17 protein-coding genes are annotated in these 16,967 nt (G+C 47.0%); 14 read left to right on the top strand and 3 right to left on the bottom strand.

From position 1 onward, the window contains the following. Window positions 1–9 precede the first annotated feature (9 nt). The 14 genes from trmB (at window position 10) to ACOGW3_RS11260 (ending at window position 14,088) form a co-directional block, all read left to right on the top strand. Entirely contained in the window at window positions 10–717 is a 708-nt protein-coding gene (gene trmB, locus ACOGW3_RS11325; RefSeq protein ID WP_419903070.1) for a tRNA (guanosine(46)-N7)-methyltransferase TrmB, read from the top strand. Between the two features lie 275 nt (window positions 718–992). Then, window positions 993–1,538: a ribosome maturation factor RimP gene (rimP, locus tag ACOGW3_RS11320; protein WP_419903069.1), complete on the top strand. Its 546-nt coding sequence runs from the start codon at window positions 993–995 to the stop codon at window positions 1,536–1,538. Window positions 1,539–1,667: 129 nt separating this feature from the next. Beyond that, window positions 1,668–3,221: a transcription termination factor NusA gene (gene nusA, locus ACOGW3_RS11315; protein ID WP_419903068.1), complete on the top strand. Its 1,554-nt coding sequence runs from the start codon at window positions 1,668–1,670 to the stop codon at window positions 3,219–3,221. Window positions 3,222–3,241: 20 nt separating this feature from the next. Beyond that, on the top strand, window positions 3,242–3,898 hold the full coding sequence (locus tag ACOGW3_RS11310; RefSeq protein WP_419904041.1) for an RNA-binding protein: 657 nt from the start codon (window positions 3,242–3,244) through the stop codon (window positions 3,896–3,898). Between the two features lie 17 nt (window positions 3,899–3,915). Continuing rightward, the gene (gene infB / locus ACOGW3_RS11305; protein ID WP_419903067.1) at window positions 3,916–6,612 is read left to right on the top strand and encodes a translation initiation factor IF-2; all 2,697 of its coding nucleotides are present in this window, start codon (window positions 3,916–3,918) and stop codon (window positions 6,610–6,612) included. A 31-nt stretch (window positions 6,613–6,643) separates the two neighbouring features. After that, window positions 6,644–7,111, top strand: coding sequence for a 30S ribosome-binding factor RbfA (gene rbfA / locus ACOGW3_RS11300; protein ID WP_419903066.1), 468 nt, complete (start codon window positions 6,644–6,646; stop codon window positions 7,109–7,111). Beyond that, entirely contained in the window at window positions 7,111–8,040 is a 930-nt protein-coding gene (gene truB / locus ACOGW3_RS11295) for a tRNA pseudouridine(55) synthase TruB (protein WP_419903065.1), read from the top strand. The genes rbfA and truB overlap by 1 nt, the downstream gene beginning before the upstream one ends. A gap of 36 nt (window positions 8,041–8,076) precedes the next feature. Further along, window positions 8,077–8,346, top strand: coding sequence for a 30S ribosomal protein S15 (gene rpsO / locus ACOGW3_RS11290; protein WP_419903064.1), 270 nt, complete (start codon window positions 8,077–8,079; stop codon window positions 8,344–8,346). 234 nt (window positions 8,347–8,580) lie between these two features. Next, window positions 8,581–10,698 (top strand): polyribonucleotide nucleotidyltransferase, encoded by a 2,118-nt coding sequence (gene pnp / locus ACOGW3_RS11285; RefSeq protein ID WP_419903063.1) that lies wholly within the window; start codon window positions 8,581–8,583, stop codon window positions 10,696–10,698. 154 nt (window positions 10,699–10,852) lie between these two features. Next, on the top strand, window positions 10,853–11,611 hold the full coding sequence (locus tag ACOGW3_RS11280) for a glycerophosphodiester phosphodiesterase (RefSeq protein WP_419903062.1): 759 nt from the start codon (window positions 10,853–10,855) through the stop codon (window positions 11,609–11,611). 103 nt (window positions 11,612–11,714) lie between these two features. After that, window positions 11,715–12,023, top strand: a complete 309-nt coding sequence (locus tag ACOGW3_RS11275) for a DUF1272 domain-containing protein (RefSeq protein WP_419903061.1) — start codon at window positions 11,715–11,717, stop codon at window positions 12,021–12,023. 105 nt (window positions 12,024–12,128) lie between these two features. Then, window positions 12,129–12,746, top strand: a complete 618-nt coding sequence (locus ACOGW3_RS11270; protein ID WP_419903060.1) for a pyridoxamine 5'-phosphate oxidase family protein — start codon at window positions 12,129–12,131, stop codon at window positions 12,744–12,746. Between the two features lie 10 nt (window positions 12,747–12,756). Then, on the top strand, window positions 12,757–13,161 hold the full coding sequence (locus ACOGW3_RS11265; RefSeq protein ID WP_419903059.1) for a GFA family protein: 405 nt from the start codon (window positions 12,757–12,759) through the stop codon (window positions 13,159–13,161). Window positions 13,162–13,191: 30 nt separating this feature from the next. Next, window positions 13,192–14,088, top strand: a complete 897-nt coding sequence (locus ACOGW3_RS11260) for a DMT family transporter (protein ID WP_419903058.1) — start codon at window positions 13,192–13,194, stop codon at window positions 14,086–14,088. 13 nt (window positions 14,089–14,101) lie between these two features. On the opposite strand, the gene ACOGW3_RS11255 is transcribed toward ACOGW3_RS11260, so the two are convergent. The 3 genes from ACOGW3_RS11255 to fabB all read right to left on the bottom strand — a co-directional run bounded on the left by ACOGW3_RS11255 (window position 14,102) and on the right by fabB (window position 16,918). Continuing rightward, window positions 14,102–14,701, bottom strand: coding sequence for a LysE family translocator (locus tag ACOGW3_RS11255; protein ID WP_419903057.1), 600 nt, complete (start codon window positions 14,699–14,701; stop codon window positions 14,102–14,104). A 137-nt stretch (window positions 14,702–14,838) separates the two neighbouring features. Further along, window positions 14,839–15,615 (bottom strand): enoyl-ACP reductase FabI, encoded by a 777-nt coding sequence (locus ACOGW3_RS11250; RefSeq protein ID WP_419904040.1) that lies wholly within the window; start codon window positions 15,613–15,615, stop codon window positions 14,839–14,841. A gap of 79 nt (window positions 15,616–15,694) precedes the next feature. Further along, a complete protein-coding gene (fabB, locus tag ACOGW3_RS11245; protein WP_419903056.1) occupies window positions 15,695–16,918 on the bottom strand; it encodes a beta-ketoacyl-ACP synthase I in 1,224 nt (407 codons plus the stop codon). Window positions 16,919–16,967 lie beyond the last annotated feature (49 nt).

Genomic DNA, 16,967 nt, shown 5'->3' with positions numbered 1-16,967 from the left:
AGAAAAGTAATGAGCGATCCTGTTAAGCGTAGTATTTTTTATGGCCGCCGACAGGGTCGCCCTCTACGAAAAAAGGCAACTGAGCTCGTTGAGACAGTTCTGCCAAAAATTCTAGTCCCGCTTGGGAATTTGGATAATATTAAGCCACTAGACCTAGATAAGCTTTTTGGCAATTCTAGCCGAGAGACTTGGCTTGAAATCGGGTTTGGTGGAGGTGAACACCTGGCCTGGCAGGCCGAACACAATCCTGACGTCAATTTGATTGGTGCCGAGTATTTCATAAATGGTGTCGCCAGTTTGCTGGGGCATCTTGATGATAATGGCGCTGAGAACGTCCGCATCTATCGTGGCGATGTTCGTGACATGATGCCATTTCTGCCTGCAAACTCTCTCTCCAAAGTATTTATTCTGTTTCCTGATCCATGGCATAAGGCACGCCATAATAAGCGCCGCATCGTTCAGCGTGAAACTCTCGACCGTTTGGCGGAACTCCTCGTTGATGGTGGTGAGCTGCGTATGGCGACAGATGATATGGGATATTTGCGATGGATGTTGGAAAGAACCGTTCCTCATCCGGAATTTGAGTGGATAGCGAGTTCTAAACAGGACTGGAACCAGCGTACCGAGGATTGGCCAAAAACCAGGTACGAAGAAAAAGGGATAAAAAAGGGCTGTAAGCCTGGATATCTTCGATTTACCCGGCTGCCGCGTAGCTAAAACTATACCTCGTTTTTCTTTTTTCTGGTAGGGCAAAACTCTTCCAATAAGGCTGGAATCTATGGATCCAGCCCGAGTTGAGAAAACCACTTGCGCTTAAAATGTGCTGGAGGTACAGTGCGCCCGGGACACACTTTGTTGTAGCCCGCTACATCGAAGTTTTGACAGCGGGCCTTAAGGCCCATTTTTTGTACCTAAAATCAGCGTTTTTATTTACTTTCGGCCTTTATGTATAGGGAAGTGAGTTGGCGCACTACACAAACGGAGATAGATTTTTGTCAGACTCTTCAGGAGGTTCAATACCTCTTCTTGCTAAAACGAGTGATGGTAAGGCTGCTCAAATTGAGCAGATTATTGCCCCGACTCTGGCATCTATGGGTTTTGATATCGTTCGTGTTATGATTACAGGTGGAGAAGAACGAAAAACTCTGCAGGTTATGGCTGAGCACAGTGATCTCAAAGAGATTATGACTGTTGATAACTGTTCAGACATAAGCCGTGCAATTGAGGCCATTCTTGAAGTTGAAGATCCGATCTCAGGCGCCTTCCGGTTGGAGGTGAGTTCGCCAGGGATTGATCGTCCTTTAACAAGGTTGGCTGACTTTGCCCGTTTTGCAGGTTTTGATGCCAGAATTGAAATGGCTATGAACATCGAAGGCCGTAGAAGGTTTAAGGGCAAACTTCTTGGGGTTGAAGATGAAGCTATTCATTTGGATTTAGAAGACGAAGAAGCAGAAATTTATTTGCGTTTTCAGGATATGTCGCGAGCTAAGCTCATATTGACTGATGATCTGATCGCAGCAGCGCAGGCAGGCGGATAATTCCGTCGTTTGTAACGAATATGGCGTAGCGTTGGTGATTAGTACCATCGCTATAGAATGAACATAGTGAACTGACCATCTGGGTTAACCAGTACCGGGTTTCAGTATAGATTAAGGATTTGAGGGCAAATGGAAACGACTGCTCTTTACAGAACTGAACTTCTTCAAGTTGCCGCTGCTGTTGCGCGGGAAAAAAGCATCGAATGCGATGAAGTGATCGATGCTATGGAACAGGCTATTTCTAAAGCTGGGCGCGCTAAATATGGTCATGAACGCGATATTCGTGCAGAGATCGACCGTAAAACAGGCGAAGTTCGATTGCGCCGTTATACGGAAGTTGTTGAGGAAGTTGAAAACGAACTAACTCAAACTACTTTAAAGGATGCAAGATTTCGTCAGGCAGATATCGAGATCGGTGAGTTTCTCTTTGACGAATTGCCGCCAATTGATTTGGGCCGTATTGCTGCTCAGACTGCAAAGCAGGTTATTGTACAAAAAGTTCGTGATGCAGAGCGCGCACGTCAATTCCGTGAATACAAAGATCGCGTTGGTGAAGTTATCAATGGCGTTGTGAAACGGAACGAGTTTGGTAACGTGACAGTTGATCTCGGTAAGGCGGAAGCCATTATGCGCCGGGACGAAACATTGCCACGTGAGAACTTTCGTAATGGTGATCGTGTTCGCGCTTATATCTATGATGTCCGCGAAGAACCTCGTGGCCCTCAGATTTTTGTGTCACGCTCGCACCCACAATTCATGGCGAAGTTGTTCTCTCAGGAAGTTCCTGAAATTTATGACGGTGTTATTGATATCAAAGCGGTTGCTCGTGATCCCGGTAGTCGCGCCAAGATCTCTGTTGAATCTCAAGATACTTCAATTGATCCGGTTGGTGCCTGCGTTGGTTTGCGTGGCAGCCGTGTTCAGGCGATTGTTACAGAGCTTCAAGGTGAGAAAATTGACATTATTCCTTGGTCTCCAGATGTAGCGACTTTCGTTGTAAACGCTTTGGCGCCAGCAGAAGTGTCAAAAGTTGTTCTTGATGAAGATACAAACCGCATTGAAGTTGTCGTGCCAGATGACCAGTTGTCCTTGGCAATCGGTCGTCGTGGTCAGAATGTGCGCTTGGCGTCGATACTGACCGGTTGGGATATCGATATCATGACAGATGATGAGGAATCTCGTCGTCGTCAGGAAGAGACAAAACAGCGTTCACAAAACTTTATTGATGCATTGGATGTGGATGATGTTATCGCGCATCTTCTTGTCGCAGAAGGTTTTGAAAGCGTTGAACAGGTTGGTTTTGTTCCCGTAGATGAATTGGCTGCAATTCAGGGTTTCGATGAAGAAATTGCTGAAGAGCTCCGTAATCGCGCAAGAAGTCATCTAGAAGTTCATGAAAAAGAGCTTGAAGAATCCCGTCAAAATCTGGGCGTAAGCGACGATCTTATGTCCGCTGAAGGGCTTACGAGCGAACAATTGGTTCACCTTGGCGAACAAGGGGTTAAAACTCTTGATGATCTCGCTGATCTCGCTGGTGATGAACTGGTTGAAATGCTTGGTGAAGAGCTTTTGATTACTGAAGATGAGGCGAACGCAGTTATTATGGCGGCACGTGCGCATTGGTTTGACGACGAAGCGACAGACTCCGAAGCGACAGCTTCTGAAGGTGCTGACAAAGCCTAGCCCAAAGGATCAATACTTTGGTGAAGTCTGTATCTGCATCAAAATATGGGGGAAAGAAAAAGGTTAGAAAGAAGCGTAAAAGCGATCCCGAAAGGCGTTGCATAGCTTCCGGAGACCTTTTCCCCCAATCTGGTTTGCTACGATTTGTGGTTGGACCAGATGGGTTTGTTGTCCCAGATTTGTCTGGAAAACTGCCTGGACGCGGAATCTGGTTGTCTCCAAGCCGGGATATGCTAGAGAAGGCGTGTAAAAAACAATTATTCGCTCGTTCGGCTAAAGCGAAGGTAAAAGTTGCTGACGATTTGATCGATCAACTTGACGCGCAGCTAACGAAACGTTGCCTTGATGCCTTAGGTCTGGCAAAACGTGCAGGACATTTGGTAGCAGGGTTTGAGAAGACTAAAGCTTGGCTTTCCTCTGGGAAAGTCAAGGTGCTGGTTCAAGCCGTTGATGCGGCAGAAGATGGGCGTGGTAAAATTCGAGCTTTAGCTAGGGCTATAGACCCTGACATGCTAACGAACGAAATTTTTACTACGCAAGAACTAGGGCAAGCGTTGGGCCGTGATAGTTGGGTTCATATAGCGCTTAGGCCAAGTGGAATCGCTGATAGGTTCGTCGTGGATACGACGCGGTTGTTAGCTGTAAGAGGAATTGCGGGACACCCCGCCAAAGAGTAAGTGGACGCCTGAAAGACATGACCTCGAGCAAGGACACCAAGCAGAGCAAAAAGCCGCTGACATTGAGTCGGCCAAATTCGCTTGAGTTGAAAAAGACTGTTGAAACCGGACAGGTTAAGCAGAGCTTTAGCCATGGGCGGTCAAAGTCCGTTACCGTGGAAGTCAAGCGTAGCCGTACTTTTGAGCGTGGTGAAAGTGGCCGTATGGCTGAAGTGACAACTCCTGAGCCTGAGCTTACTGAGAAGCCTGAGCCAAAACAGGCTGCACCTGTTAAAAAAGCCCCGGCTCCGAAGAAAGCTTTTAAGCCCAAGCCGACACAGGATAGTTTGACAAACGCTGAAAAAGCTAAACGTATGCAGGTTCTTGCTGCGGCACGTGAAGCTGAAGAAGTGAAACGTCAATCTGCTGAAGCTGAACGCATTCGCCAAGAAGAAGACGCCCGTCGTAAAGCTGAGATTAAAGCTGAAGAAGAGGCGCGCTTTAAGGCTGACGAAGCTGAAAGAGTTAAGCAGGAACAAGAGGCTGCTCGTATTGAGAATGCCAAAAGCTCAATGGAGAAAGCAGAAGACGAAGCTAAAGCTGCTGCACGTGCAACGACTGAAGCGCGTAAAAAGCGCGAAGCAGCTGAGCGCGCACCTGAAAGACGCCCTGCGCGCCAGGACAAACCGAAACCAAAGAAAAAACCTGCTGCAGCTCCTACCAGTGTTGGTGATGCTATTGCTCAGGAACTTGGTGGACGTGTTAAACAAGGTAACAAGCCTAGCTTTACCCCTAAACAAGCGACAGATAAAAACCAGCCTGCTGGCGATCGTCGCAATAAAGGTAAGCTGACTATTTCCAGCGCGACTTCTGATAATGATGGTCGTCAGCGCTCTTTGGCATCGGTTAAACGCCGTCGTCAGAAGAAACTTCAGCAAGAACGTGGCGGTAATCGCGCTGCTCCTATGAAGGTTTTGCGCGAAGTTACTCTACCTGAAACAATTACAGTTCAAGAACTTGGTAACAGAATGGCCGAGCGCGCCACGGATGTTATTAAAGAACTGATGAAATTGGGTGTAATGGCGACGATCAACCAAACGATCGACGCTGATACCGCTGAATTGGTTATTACTGAATTAGGCCACACCTTCAAACGTGTTACAGACGCGGATGTGGAGCAGGGCATTCTTGGCACAGATATCGATGAAGATAGTGCAATGGAGAACCGTTCTCCTGTTGTTACAATCATGGGACACGTTGACCATGGTAAGACTTCCTTGCTGGATGCGATCCGTTCTGCGGATGTTGTGCGCGGCGAAGCCGGTGGTATTACTCAGCATATCGGTGCTTACCAGGTGAACCTCGAATCCGGGAATAAAATTACTTTCCTCGATACTCCTGGTCACGCTGCTTTCACTGAAATGCGTCTTCGTGGTGCTACTGTAACTGATATTGTTGTTCTCGTTGTTGCTGCTGATGACGGCATCATGGAACAAACAGTTGAAGCGATTAACCATGCAAAAGCGTCCTCTGCTCCAATTATTGTTGCGATCAACAAAATGGACAAACCGGGTGCAAATGCAGATCGTGTGAAACAAGAACTTCTTCAACATGAACTCGTTGTTGAGGACATGGGCGGTGATGTTCAGACGGTTGAGGTTTCTGCGAAAAACAAAACCGGGCTTGATAAGCTTGAAGAAGCTATCATGCTTCAAGCTGAGTTGCTTGAGCTTAAAGCCAACCCGAACCGAACTGCTATTGGTGCAGTGATCGAAGCCAAGCTTGATAAAGGCCGTGGTTCTGTTGCGACTGTATTGGTTCAAAAAGGTACCCTGAATGTCGGTGATATCTTTGTAACGGGTAGCGAGTGGGGCCGTGTTCGTGCTTTGACAAACGAACGTGGTCAACAGGTTAAAAAGGCTGGTCCAGCCCTTCCTGTCGAAGTGCTTGGTCTAAACGGTACGCCAAATGCTGGTGATGATTTCATCGTTGTTGAAAATGACGCCAAAGCCCGTGAAATCGCCGAATACCGTGAGCAGAAGAAAAAAGATCTTGCTGCTGCTGCGGAAGGACGTGGTTCTCTAGAGCAGATGCTTGCCAAACTCAAAGAGGGTCAGGCGGAAGAGCTACCAGTTATTATTAAAGCTGATGTTCACGGTTCTATGGAAGCGATTGCGACAAGCCTGCAGAAAATGAACACCGAAGAAGTTAAGGTGAACATTCTTCATACAGGTGTTGGTGCGATCAACGAATCAGATATTACTCTTGCCCAGTCTACTGGTGCTTTTGTGATCGCCTTTAACGTTCGTGCCAATCCACAAGCCCGTGAGATGTCACGCCGTGAGAACGTTGATATTCGCTACTATTCCATTATCTACAATGTCGTCGATGATGTGAAAGCGGCGATGAGCGGAATGCTTGAGCCTGAACAGCGTGAGAAATTCCTTGGGTACGCCCAGATCCGTGAAATTTTCAATATTACCAAAACAGGTAAAATTGCGGGTTGCATGATTACGGAAGGCCTCGTTCAACGTGGTTCTAAAGTCCGTCTGCTTCGTGATAACGTCGTAATTCACGATGGTAACCTCAAGACTTTGCGTCGCTTCAAAGACGAAGTGAAAGAAGTCAAAGAGGGTTACGAATGTGGTATGGCCTTTGAAAATTATTCTGACATTCAAGTTGGCGATCAAATTGAGTGTTATATCATCGAAGAAATCGCACGAGAGCTTGATTAAGCTCTCGCCAGCGATGAAGGGATGATTTCTGTTGAGTGCAAATTCTAAAAACCGCAGTGGCACACCGAGGAGCCAAAGACAATTGCGTGTAGGTGAAGAAATTCGCCACGGTATGTCTGAAATCCTCAATCGAACGAGTTTTAATGATCCCCATCTTGAGGGGGTCATTATTACGATTTCCGAGGTTCGCATTAGTCCTGATTTAAAGAATGCAACTGCTTTTGTTGTGCCTTTGGGCGGTGCAGATTTGGACGCTGTGACCAAGTCTTTGAATAAAGCATCGAGCTTTTTTCGCCGTGAATTGAGCCACATGCTGCGCTTGCGTAGCTGCCCCCGGATTGGTTTTGAAGCAGATAAATCGTTTGATGAAGCTGCCAAGATAAACACTATTCTACAAAGTGAAAATGTTCAGCAGGATCTTCATCATGATGATGATTCATACCCTGATGATTCACTGGATATCGAGTCGCACCTTAAGGATGGCGAAGCGGACGAATAATGGCCCGTAAGAAAAAAGGCCTTCCCGTACACGGGTGGCTGGTCATCGATAAGCCCCTTGGCGTTACATCGACGCAAATTGTCGGCAAGGCGCGTCGATTTCTCAATGCACAAAAAGTAGGACATGGCGGGACACTTGATCCTCTGGCCTCTGGTCTATTACCTCTTGCTTTTGGCGAGGCCACTAAGACGGTTTCCTATGCCATGGACGGACGGAAAAGCTATCGTTTTGCTGTAAAGTGGGGTGAAGCGACCTCTACGGAAGATCTCGAAGGCGACGTGATAGAAACAAGCGATCATCGTCCTGAAAAAGATGATATAATCCAGGCTCTTGCCTGTTTTCAAGGTGAAATAAGCCAGGTCCCTCCTCGTTATTCTGCAATCAAGGTTGATGGTAAAAGAGCCTATGATTTGGCCCGAGGGGGCGATGAAGAATTTGAATTAAAATCCAGAATTGTACGCATTGACCGATTTGAATTAATCGAGATGCGCAATGAGGATGAAGCTGTATTTGAAGTCGACTGTGGCAAGGGAACATATGTTCGATCCCTTGGTCGTGATGTTGCCAAAACACTTGGCACCTGTGCTCACGTGACGGAGCTACGCCGTACACGCGTAGGACCCTTCACCCTAGAGCATGCGATTTCACTGGAATCTCTTGAAGAGATCGGGCATAGTCCCGCTGCCGAAGAGCACTTGCTCCCGGTAGAGACCGCGCTGGACGACATCTCGGCGTTGGCCTTATCAGAAGCCGAAGTAACCCGCCTGCGACATGGTCAGCCGCTATCAATGATAGCTCGGCATGATCTGGAGCGTATTGGTGACCTTGTAAACGGAGAAGTTTTTCTGGCAACAGAAAGCGGAAAGCCCGTTGCCTTGGCCCGATTTGAAAAAGGTGAGGTGAGATCGGTACGTGTTTTAAATCTCTAGGGTTTGTCCTAGATAGCTTTTAAAGAAGGAAAAGCGATGTCGATTACGGCTGAGCGTAAGCAGGAACTCATCAAAGAGTTCGCTACTATCGAAGGTGATACTGGTTCTCCAGAAGTACAGGTAGCTATTCTATCTGAGCGTATCAACAACCTGACTGAACACCTCAAAGATCACAAAAAGGATTTCCACTCCCGTCGTGGTCTTCTGGGCATGGTTGGTCTGCGTCGTCGTCTGTTGGACTACACCAAAAAGAAAAATCAGAGCCGCTATGAAGCTCTGATTAAACGTCTCGGCCTTCGCCGCTAAGGCAAAGGAAGTTTCATGTGACACCCGGTCTACAGCGAATATCATTCCTGTGGGGCGGGTGTACCTATATTGACGTAATAGATGGCTACCAGCTAATACGTGAATAATTCTTTGATGTTGTTTCGGGGGTCGGGGCAATATCAAGTCTGAGCCGGTCCTGCGAAAGCTGTTTAGAGCGAACAGCTTTCGTAGGCCCGGCAAAATGAAACCGGCCCATTATTTTAAGGAAAACTGATGTTTAACATCTATACTAAAGAAATTGAATGGGGTGGTCGTACCCTTAAGTTGGAAACAGGTCAGATTGCACGCCAGGCTGATGGTGCTGTACTCGCGACCTATGGCGATACCGTTGTTCTTTGTACTGCGGTTGGCGCACGTAGCGTGAAACCTGGTCAGGACTTCTTCCCACTGACAGTTAACTATCAAGAAAAAACATACGCCGCCGGTAAAATACCAGGCGGTTTTTTCAAGCGTGAAGCACGCCCTTCAGAAAAAGAAACACTCGTTTCTCGTCTGATTGACCGTCCATTGCGTCCATTGTTTGCTGATGGTTATCTGAACGAAACTCAGGTCATTTGTACTGTTGTCAGTCACGATCTTGAAAATGATCCAGATATCATTGCGATGATCGGTGCATCTGCTGCTTTGACTATTTCTGGTCTTCCTTTCCTTGGCCCAATCGGTGGTTGCCGCGTTGGATACAAAGATGGCGAATACCTCTTGAACCCATTGATGCCTGATTATCCAGAAATGGACCTTGATCTAGTTCTGGCTGGTACACACGAAGGTGTGTTGATGGTTGAATCAGAAGCTCAGGAACTTTCTGAAGAAGTAATGCTTGGTGCTGTGGCTTATGGTCACGAGCAGATGATGCCGGTAATTAACGCGATTATCGAACTTGCTGAAGAATGTGCAAAAGATCCACGTGAGATCGCTCCGGTTGATCCAGCTGTTGCAGCTGTTAAAGAAAAACTGATCTCTGGCGGTATCCTCGATAAGTTTGCCGAAGCATACGGTGAGCAAGAAAAGCTTCAGCGTCAGGTAAATATTGCGGCCGTTAAAGCAGCTGCAATCGAAGGCCTGGAAGAAGACGAAGTATCCATCGCTGGTGGTCTGTTCAAGAAATTGGAAGCCGAAGTTGTTCGTGGTTCTATTTTGAAAACAAGCATGCGTATTGATGGTCGTAACACCAAACAGGTTCGCCCAATCGTCGCTGAAGTTGGTAAACTTCCACTGACACACGGTTCTGCGCTTTTCACCCGCGGTGAAACTCAGGCACTTGTGACTTCTACTCTGGGTACAGGCCAGGACGAGCAGATCATCGATCAGCTCGACGGCAGCTATCGTGAGCACTTCTTGCTTCACTATAACTTCCCTCCTTATTCAGTCGGTGAAGCTGGTTTCCTTCGTGGCCCAGGCCGTCGTGAAATCGGTCACGGTAAGCTTGCATGGCGTGCGATCCGCCCACTGCTTCCAACCAAAGAAGATTTCCCTTACACAATGCGTGTTGTGTCTGAGATTACTGAATCAAACGGTTCATCTTCTATGGCGACTGTCTGTGGTTCTTCCCTCGCCCTTATGGACGCAGGTGTTCCTCTCGGCGCTCCAGTTGCGGGTATCGCAATGGGTCTTATTAAAGAAGGCGACGATTTCGCTGTTCTTTCTGACATCCTCGGTGATGAAGATCATCTTGGTGACATGGACTTTAAAGTTGCAGGTACTGAAAACGGTGTGACTGCTCTACAGATGGATATTAAAATTACATCCATCACACAGGAAATCATGAAGGTTGCTCTTGAGCAGGCTCATGAAGGTCGTATCCACATTCTAGGTGAAATGTCGAAAGCACTGACATCTGGCCGTGAAGGTGTGTCTGCACATGCACCACGTATTACAACGTTCAGCATTCCGAAGGAAAAAATTCGCGAAGTGATCGGTACCGGTGGTAAAGTTATTCGTGAAATTACCGAAGAAACTGGCGCTAAAATCGACATCGACGACGACGGCACAATCAAAGTTGCAGCTGTTGACCAGGAAGCTGGTGATGCCGCTGTTAACTGGATCAAGTCTATCGTTGCTGAGCCTGAAGTGGGCGTTGTTTACGACGGTAAAGTTGTTCGTTGTGTTGATTTCGGTGCATTCGTGAACTTCATGGGTGCTCGTGACGGTCTTGTTCATATTTCTGAACTGGAAGATCGTCGTGTCGGCAAAGTAACCGATGTTGTGAACGAAGGCGACATGGTTAAAGTTAAGTGCATCGGTGTTGAGCGCGGTGGTAAAGTTAAACTTTCCATGAAGCGTGTGAACCAGGAAACTGGTGAAGACCTCGAAGCCAACGACGACGCGGAATAAAATTTTTTTTAACAGTTGTAAACTGGACTCATTACAACGGTTAAACTGGTAATTGACCTGTCATAAAAAGCAGGTATTAAGAAACGGATGATCCCCATGGGATTGTCCGTTTTTTGTTTGGGTATCGTACCCTTTTGTGACAGGGAGAAGGAGCATGGCTGACGCCACTCCGAAAGTTATATTGCCAAAGGTTCAGGCCCATCGTGGTGCTAAGGGTGTCCGGCCTGAGAATACCATGGCGAGCTTGCGCGAGGCTCTTGCGCAGGGTGCTTCTTGGACAGAATTTGATGTAAAATTATCAAAAGACGGGATTCCTGTTCTTTATCATGATCAGGATCTCAAAAGGACATCTGGTCTTGATGGGCTTGTTAAGGATTATACCTTTGATGAGCTTCAGGCCTTCGAAGCTGGCGCTTGGTTTGATGAATCTTATAAGGGAGAAAAAATCCCCTCCTTGGAAGAAGTATTACAGTTTCATATCGATAACGGATTACATGCCAATATCGAGCTGAAACCTTCCGATGGAGAAGAGAGGGAAACAACAAGAGCTGTTGTCGATTTACTGGCACGAATTTGGCCAAAGGATCTTGCAAAGCCGTTGTTTAGCTCCTTTAAACGCGAATCTCTGGAAGTGGCTCGCGATATTGCACCTGATTATCCGCGGGGATTGTTGCTATATGATGATTTAAGTGATTGGCAAATACATGCCAAGAACTTGAGGTGCTCGACTATACACCTTTGGCATAAGATGTTTACGCCTGAACTGATTGCTGAGTTCAAAAGTGAAGGCTACGGCATAGCAACTTACACAGTAAACGAAGCTGAGATTGCGATAAATCTGGTTGAGATGGGAGTCGATAGCATTATCACTGATTACCCAGACTCGATAATCCAGGCTCTGAAAATAAAGTAAGAGTAGTCCTTATGATAAAGGTGGCAATTTTTGATAGCTAACTGTCATTGTTGCCACTTACTTCGTTCAGCATATTGTTTCAATCTGAATAAAGGAGAGAAACATGCTTGAACTTCGCCCCAATTGTGAGTGCTGCGATAGGGATTTGGCGCCTGCAGCTACCGATGCAATGATATGCACTTATGAATGCACCTTTTGCGCTGGGTGTGTGGAGAGCATTCTCTCAAACGTCTGCCCAAATTGCGGCGGTGGGTTTACGCCACGACCAATACGACCCGTTATCGAGCATCGGGAAGGTCTGTCTCTCAGCCGTCAACCTGCATCTCAAGAGCGTGTCCTGACAAAATTCAACAAAGAAGAGTTGAAAGCCTTCGCTGATCAGATAAAGTCTATCAGACCTGAAGAGCGATAGGTTTTTCTCCAAAGAGAAATGTAAATTTCTCTGGACAGTTTCTGACCTATTCTGCTCAAAATTCTGGCTTAATTCTCAAGCCCATAAGCAGATAGTAGAGAAACTATGTCCAACATCATTAAGACTGTAGAAGACCTGAAGGCCCTATACGGAGAAAGAAGTCCCCGGGCGGATAAAAAGGTGTTGTCACGTTTGGATAAACATTGCCGTACCTTTATCGCGCAATGTCCTTTTTTGACCATGGCAACTTCAAGCCCAGCCTCGGGGGCTGATTGCTCTCCAAAAGGGGATGCGCCGGGTTTTGTCAAAGTTCTTAATGATAAGCAGCTCGCTATTCCTGATCGGCCGGGAAATAACCGGATCGATAGCCCGCTTAATCTGATCGAAAACCCCCGAGTAGGATTACTCTTTATAATTCCCGGTGTGAAAGAAACTCTGCGGATTAACGGTGACGTTGAGATTTCTATTGATCCTGAACTGTTAGATCTCTTATCCGTTGATGGAAAACGTCCGCGTTGTGCTTTTGTGGTTACGGTTAAAGAAGCCTACATTCATTGTGCTAAATCGATTATGCGCTCGGATCTATGGAACCCCGAAAAACACATTGATCGTAAGTCGTTACCTTATATGGGAAGAATACTCGCTGATCACATCGCAGAAGATCTAGATGCAGAGGCGTATGACGCTTCGATGGAAGAACGCTATCAACGTGAGTTATATTAAGGAAAACATGATGGTTGAGGAAGTAAAAGGTGGCAGCTGCCTTTGTGGAGCAGTGCGATACGAAGTAAATGGACCTTTGCGTGATTCTATGGGCTGTCACTGTGAACAGTGTCGGAAAACCAGCGGCCATTATGTTTCTGCAACAGCAGTCAAAAAAACAGACTTAACGATGTTAGAAATGCGTGGATTGAAGTGGTATCAATCATCGGTTGATGCCCGGAGAGGCTTTTGCAGTGAGTGTGGTTCCAGCCTTTTTTGGGACCTAGAGGGTCGGGATCTTATGGGGATTATGAGCGGCACTCTGGATGGCGCGACGGGAATGAAAACTTCGAGCCATATTTTTGTTGCCACGAAAGGGGATTATTACGATCTCGAAGATGATCTGCCTAAACACGATGGTTATCCAGAAGATTAAAGCTAAGACACTACACCCTAGGAGAAGTTCGTGATCCGAGTATATTTGAGCCTTGCTCTCGCCATGGCGATGGTCGGTGGTAACATTGCTGTTGGTAAATCTATTGTCGAAGAAGTTCCTCTCTTTGTCTTTATGGTAGTGCGGGGCATTGTTGCTGTTGGTGTACTCTACCCATGGATGAGGCTTGTAAACAACGAGACGATCCCTCGCGATAAATTTGTCTGGCGTGAACTCTTCTTACAAAGCTTTTTAGGAATTTTCCTCTTCTCGGTCTTTATGCTGTTGGGGGTCGGCTACACAACAGCAGTAAGCGCGGGCATTATTACCAGTACGATCCCTGCTGTGGTTGCTGTTCTTTCCTGGGTGATTCTAAAAGAGAAACTGTCTGTAATGACGTGTCTGGCCATCGCTCTGGCTGTTGGGGGTGTTGCTTTGACCAACCTGGCGAATGCTGATGACAGCGGCTCTACGGCCTTGCTAGGGGGTGCACTGGTAATGTTGGCTGTGGTTATGGAGGCATTATTCACGATATTTGCAAAGCGTCTCAGTAATCGCTTGTCTCCTGTTCAGCTCGCTACCGGGGTGAATGTGGTTAGTTTAGTACTTTTCCTGCCTTTTGGTGTTTGGCAGGGCTGGAACACGGACCTGAGCCTAATACCGACAGAAACATGGTTGATGATGGCTTATTACGCGCTCACGGCTTCCGTTTTATCATTTTATTTTTGGTACTGGGGTGTCGCGAGAGTATCGGCTTCTACTGCGGGACTTTTTACAGCGGTTATGCCTGTTTCTGCCGCAGTCGCAGGCATTTTGTTTCTGTCAGAAACCTTTAGTTTGATGCAAGCTATTGGTATGGCAGCGGTTCTGGCAGCCATAGCCGTAGGGACGGTAGGTTCAAAGCAATCCAAAATCGTATCTGCATTATGAGAGTGGGTCCCATTTAAGGTACTGCCATCCATACTGCGACAAGCAAGAGCATTGATCCCAGGGCAATGTTCAGTATCTGCGCTTTCTTTTTGCTTCGGAAATGAATTGCGATCTTGTCTCCTATGGCCGCCCAAAAGCAAAATGCAATCATGTTGTTTAGGGTGAAAATGATACTGATCCAGCCAATGCCAATAAAAAATTGTGGGCCAGTACTGTTTGGTTGAAACTGGGAAAACATCAACGCAATGATAATGTAAGCCTTGGGGTTCAGGACAAGGAGAACAATACCATCGATAAAACTTGCATGTTTTGCTTGGCTCTCATCGTTTGCTAAGCCCGCACGCATCATTCCGAAAGCCAAATAGGCTACGTATAAAACGCCAAGGTAGCGTAAAGCTAGCATTAAGGTCGGCGCGTGTGACGTTCCAAAGCCAAACCCGATACCCAGCAAATAAGTTACGACAAATGTGGCTAGATGGTAACCAAAGTTTGCCTTGAGGGTGCTGCGAAATCCAAAACGTGCGCCGTTTGCAGCAAAAAACATATTACCTGGGCCTAGGCTGTAGGCTAGCGGGAATAGGAAGAGGATAAGAGGGATCGTGATGAGTAACATATTGTGCTCCTTATCAAGAGCGTCATCATGTTTCTCACGAGAGAAATATTCCTATCCGTTTCTTGCTTTGATAACAAAAAAAGGCTGCCGTTAGGCAGCCTTTTCGATAAAGAGTGCGAGCTCTCTAATGATGTCAATTAATCACGTTTTGGGCTTGGAATTGCCGTCACATTGAAGCCTGCATCCACAAAATGAACTTCCCCTGTTACACCAGCGGAAAGATCCGAGGCCAGGTAAAGTCCTGCATTGCCAACTTCTTCAAGCAGAACATTCCGTTGCAGAGGGGAATTATCTCTTGTGAAGCCATAAGTGTATTTCGCATCTGCGATAGCAGAACCAGCGAGAGTTCGCATTGGACCTGCAGAAATCGCATTAACACGCGTACCTGTTGGTCCGAGATCTGTTGCAAGATAGCGCACTGAGGCTTCAAGAGCTGCTTTGGCAACGCCCATAACGTTATAGTTCGGCGTTACACGCTCAGAACCCAAATATGTCAGGGTAATCAGGCTGCTGTTCTCGCTTAGGAAAGGTGCTGCTTTTTGAGCTACCGCTGTAAAAGAGTAGCAAGAGATAGACATAGTGTTACGGAAGTTGTCCCGTGTAGTGTCTACATAGCGTCCCTTAAGCTCTTCCTTATCAGAATAAGCGATGGCATGAACTACGAAGTCCAGACTACCCCATTGTTCTTTCAGAGTAGCAAAAACATTTTCTAATGCATCCCCGTCTTCCACATCGCATGGAAGAACCAAATTTGATCCGAGTGATGCTGCCAAAGGTTCTACACGCTTTTTGAATGCATCACCTTGATAGGTGAAAGCGAGCTCTGCCCCTTGGTTGTGTAACGCTTGAGCAATCCCCCAGGCGATGGAGTGGTTGTTCGCGACGCCCATAATCAAGCCGCGTTTCCCGTCCATCAATGCCGTTGTCATCGTCACGTTTCTACCTTTCGTCTAATACTGCTATTTGAAGCTATATCTATTTGTCTGAAGCCTTTTATTCGCTCAGGCGTTTGAAAACGACGGAAGCGTTTGTGCCGCCAAAGCCGAAGCTGTTGGACATAACGCAATCGATCTGTTCGTCGTCTCTTCTTTCAAGGAGAATTGGCATTCCTTGAGCTTCAGGATCGAGGTTTTCGATATTTGCTGATGCACACAAGAAGTTGTTGTTCATCATTAGCAGCGAGTAAATGATTTCCTGAACACCGGTCGCGCCCTGTGAGTGGCCGGTTAGGGACTTGGTTGACGAAATCCAAGGAATATCCTGTCCCTCGAAGGCTTCCTTGATTGCATTAAGCTCTGTGCCGTCACCAACAGGTGTGGATGTACCATGAGCGTTAATGTAGTTCACTTTTGTATTGCCTGTTTCAGCCATCGCGAGCTGCATACAACGAACGGCACCTTCTCCGGAAGGTGCAACCATATCCGCACCATCTGAAGTCGCGCCATAGCCAACGAGTTCGCCATAAATCTTGGCGCCACGTGCTTTGGCGTGTTCATATTCTTCCAGGACAACAACACCTGCTCCGCCGGAAATCACAAAGCCATCGCGATCAGCATCATAGGCTCGTGACGCTTTTGTCGGGTCATCGTTGTATTTACTAGAAAGAGCGCCCATGGCATCAAAAAGAACTGTTAACGTCCAGTGAAGTTCTTCACCACCGCCAGCAAAAACAATGTCTTGCTTGCCCATTTGGATCAACTCGGAGCCATTGCCAACACAGTGCGCTGAGGTAGAGCAAGCTGATGTAATGGAATAGCTGTGGCCCTTAATTTTAAAGGCTGTTCCCATATTTGCCGAGTTGGTTGAACCCATGCAACGTGGCACCATGTATGGGCCGACGCGTTTAGGGCCTTTTTCACGGGTGATATCCGCAGCTGCTACCTGATTAGAAGTAGAAGAGCCACCTGATCCCATTACAAGGCCAGTTCGGACGTTGGACACGAGATCATCGCCGAGGCCAGCATCTTCAATGGCTTCTTTCATGGCGACATAGTTATAGGCAGATCCATCGCCCATAAAACGGCGAAGTTTACGATCGACAAGTGAATCTAGGTCAATATTAATTGACCCATGAATATGGCTGCGAAAACCTAATTCGGCGTAGGTTTCACAATATTCAATACCAGAGCGACCTTCCTTTAGGGAATCAATCACTTCTTCCTTGTTATTCCCGATGCTGGAAACAATTCCAAGTCCGGTGACGACTACGCGACGCATCTGCAGTGTCCTTTTGTTAGTTGAGCAGCGTAAAGAAATTTACGCTGCT

This window comes from Kiloniella sp., from assembly GCF_965205715.1.
Lineage (GTDB): Bacteria > Pseudomonadota > Alphaproteobacteria > Kiloniellales > Kiloniellaceae > Kiloniella.
The sequence above is the reverse complement of the archived record's forward strand: the minus strand, read 5'-3'. Positions and strand labels throughout refer to the sequence as shown.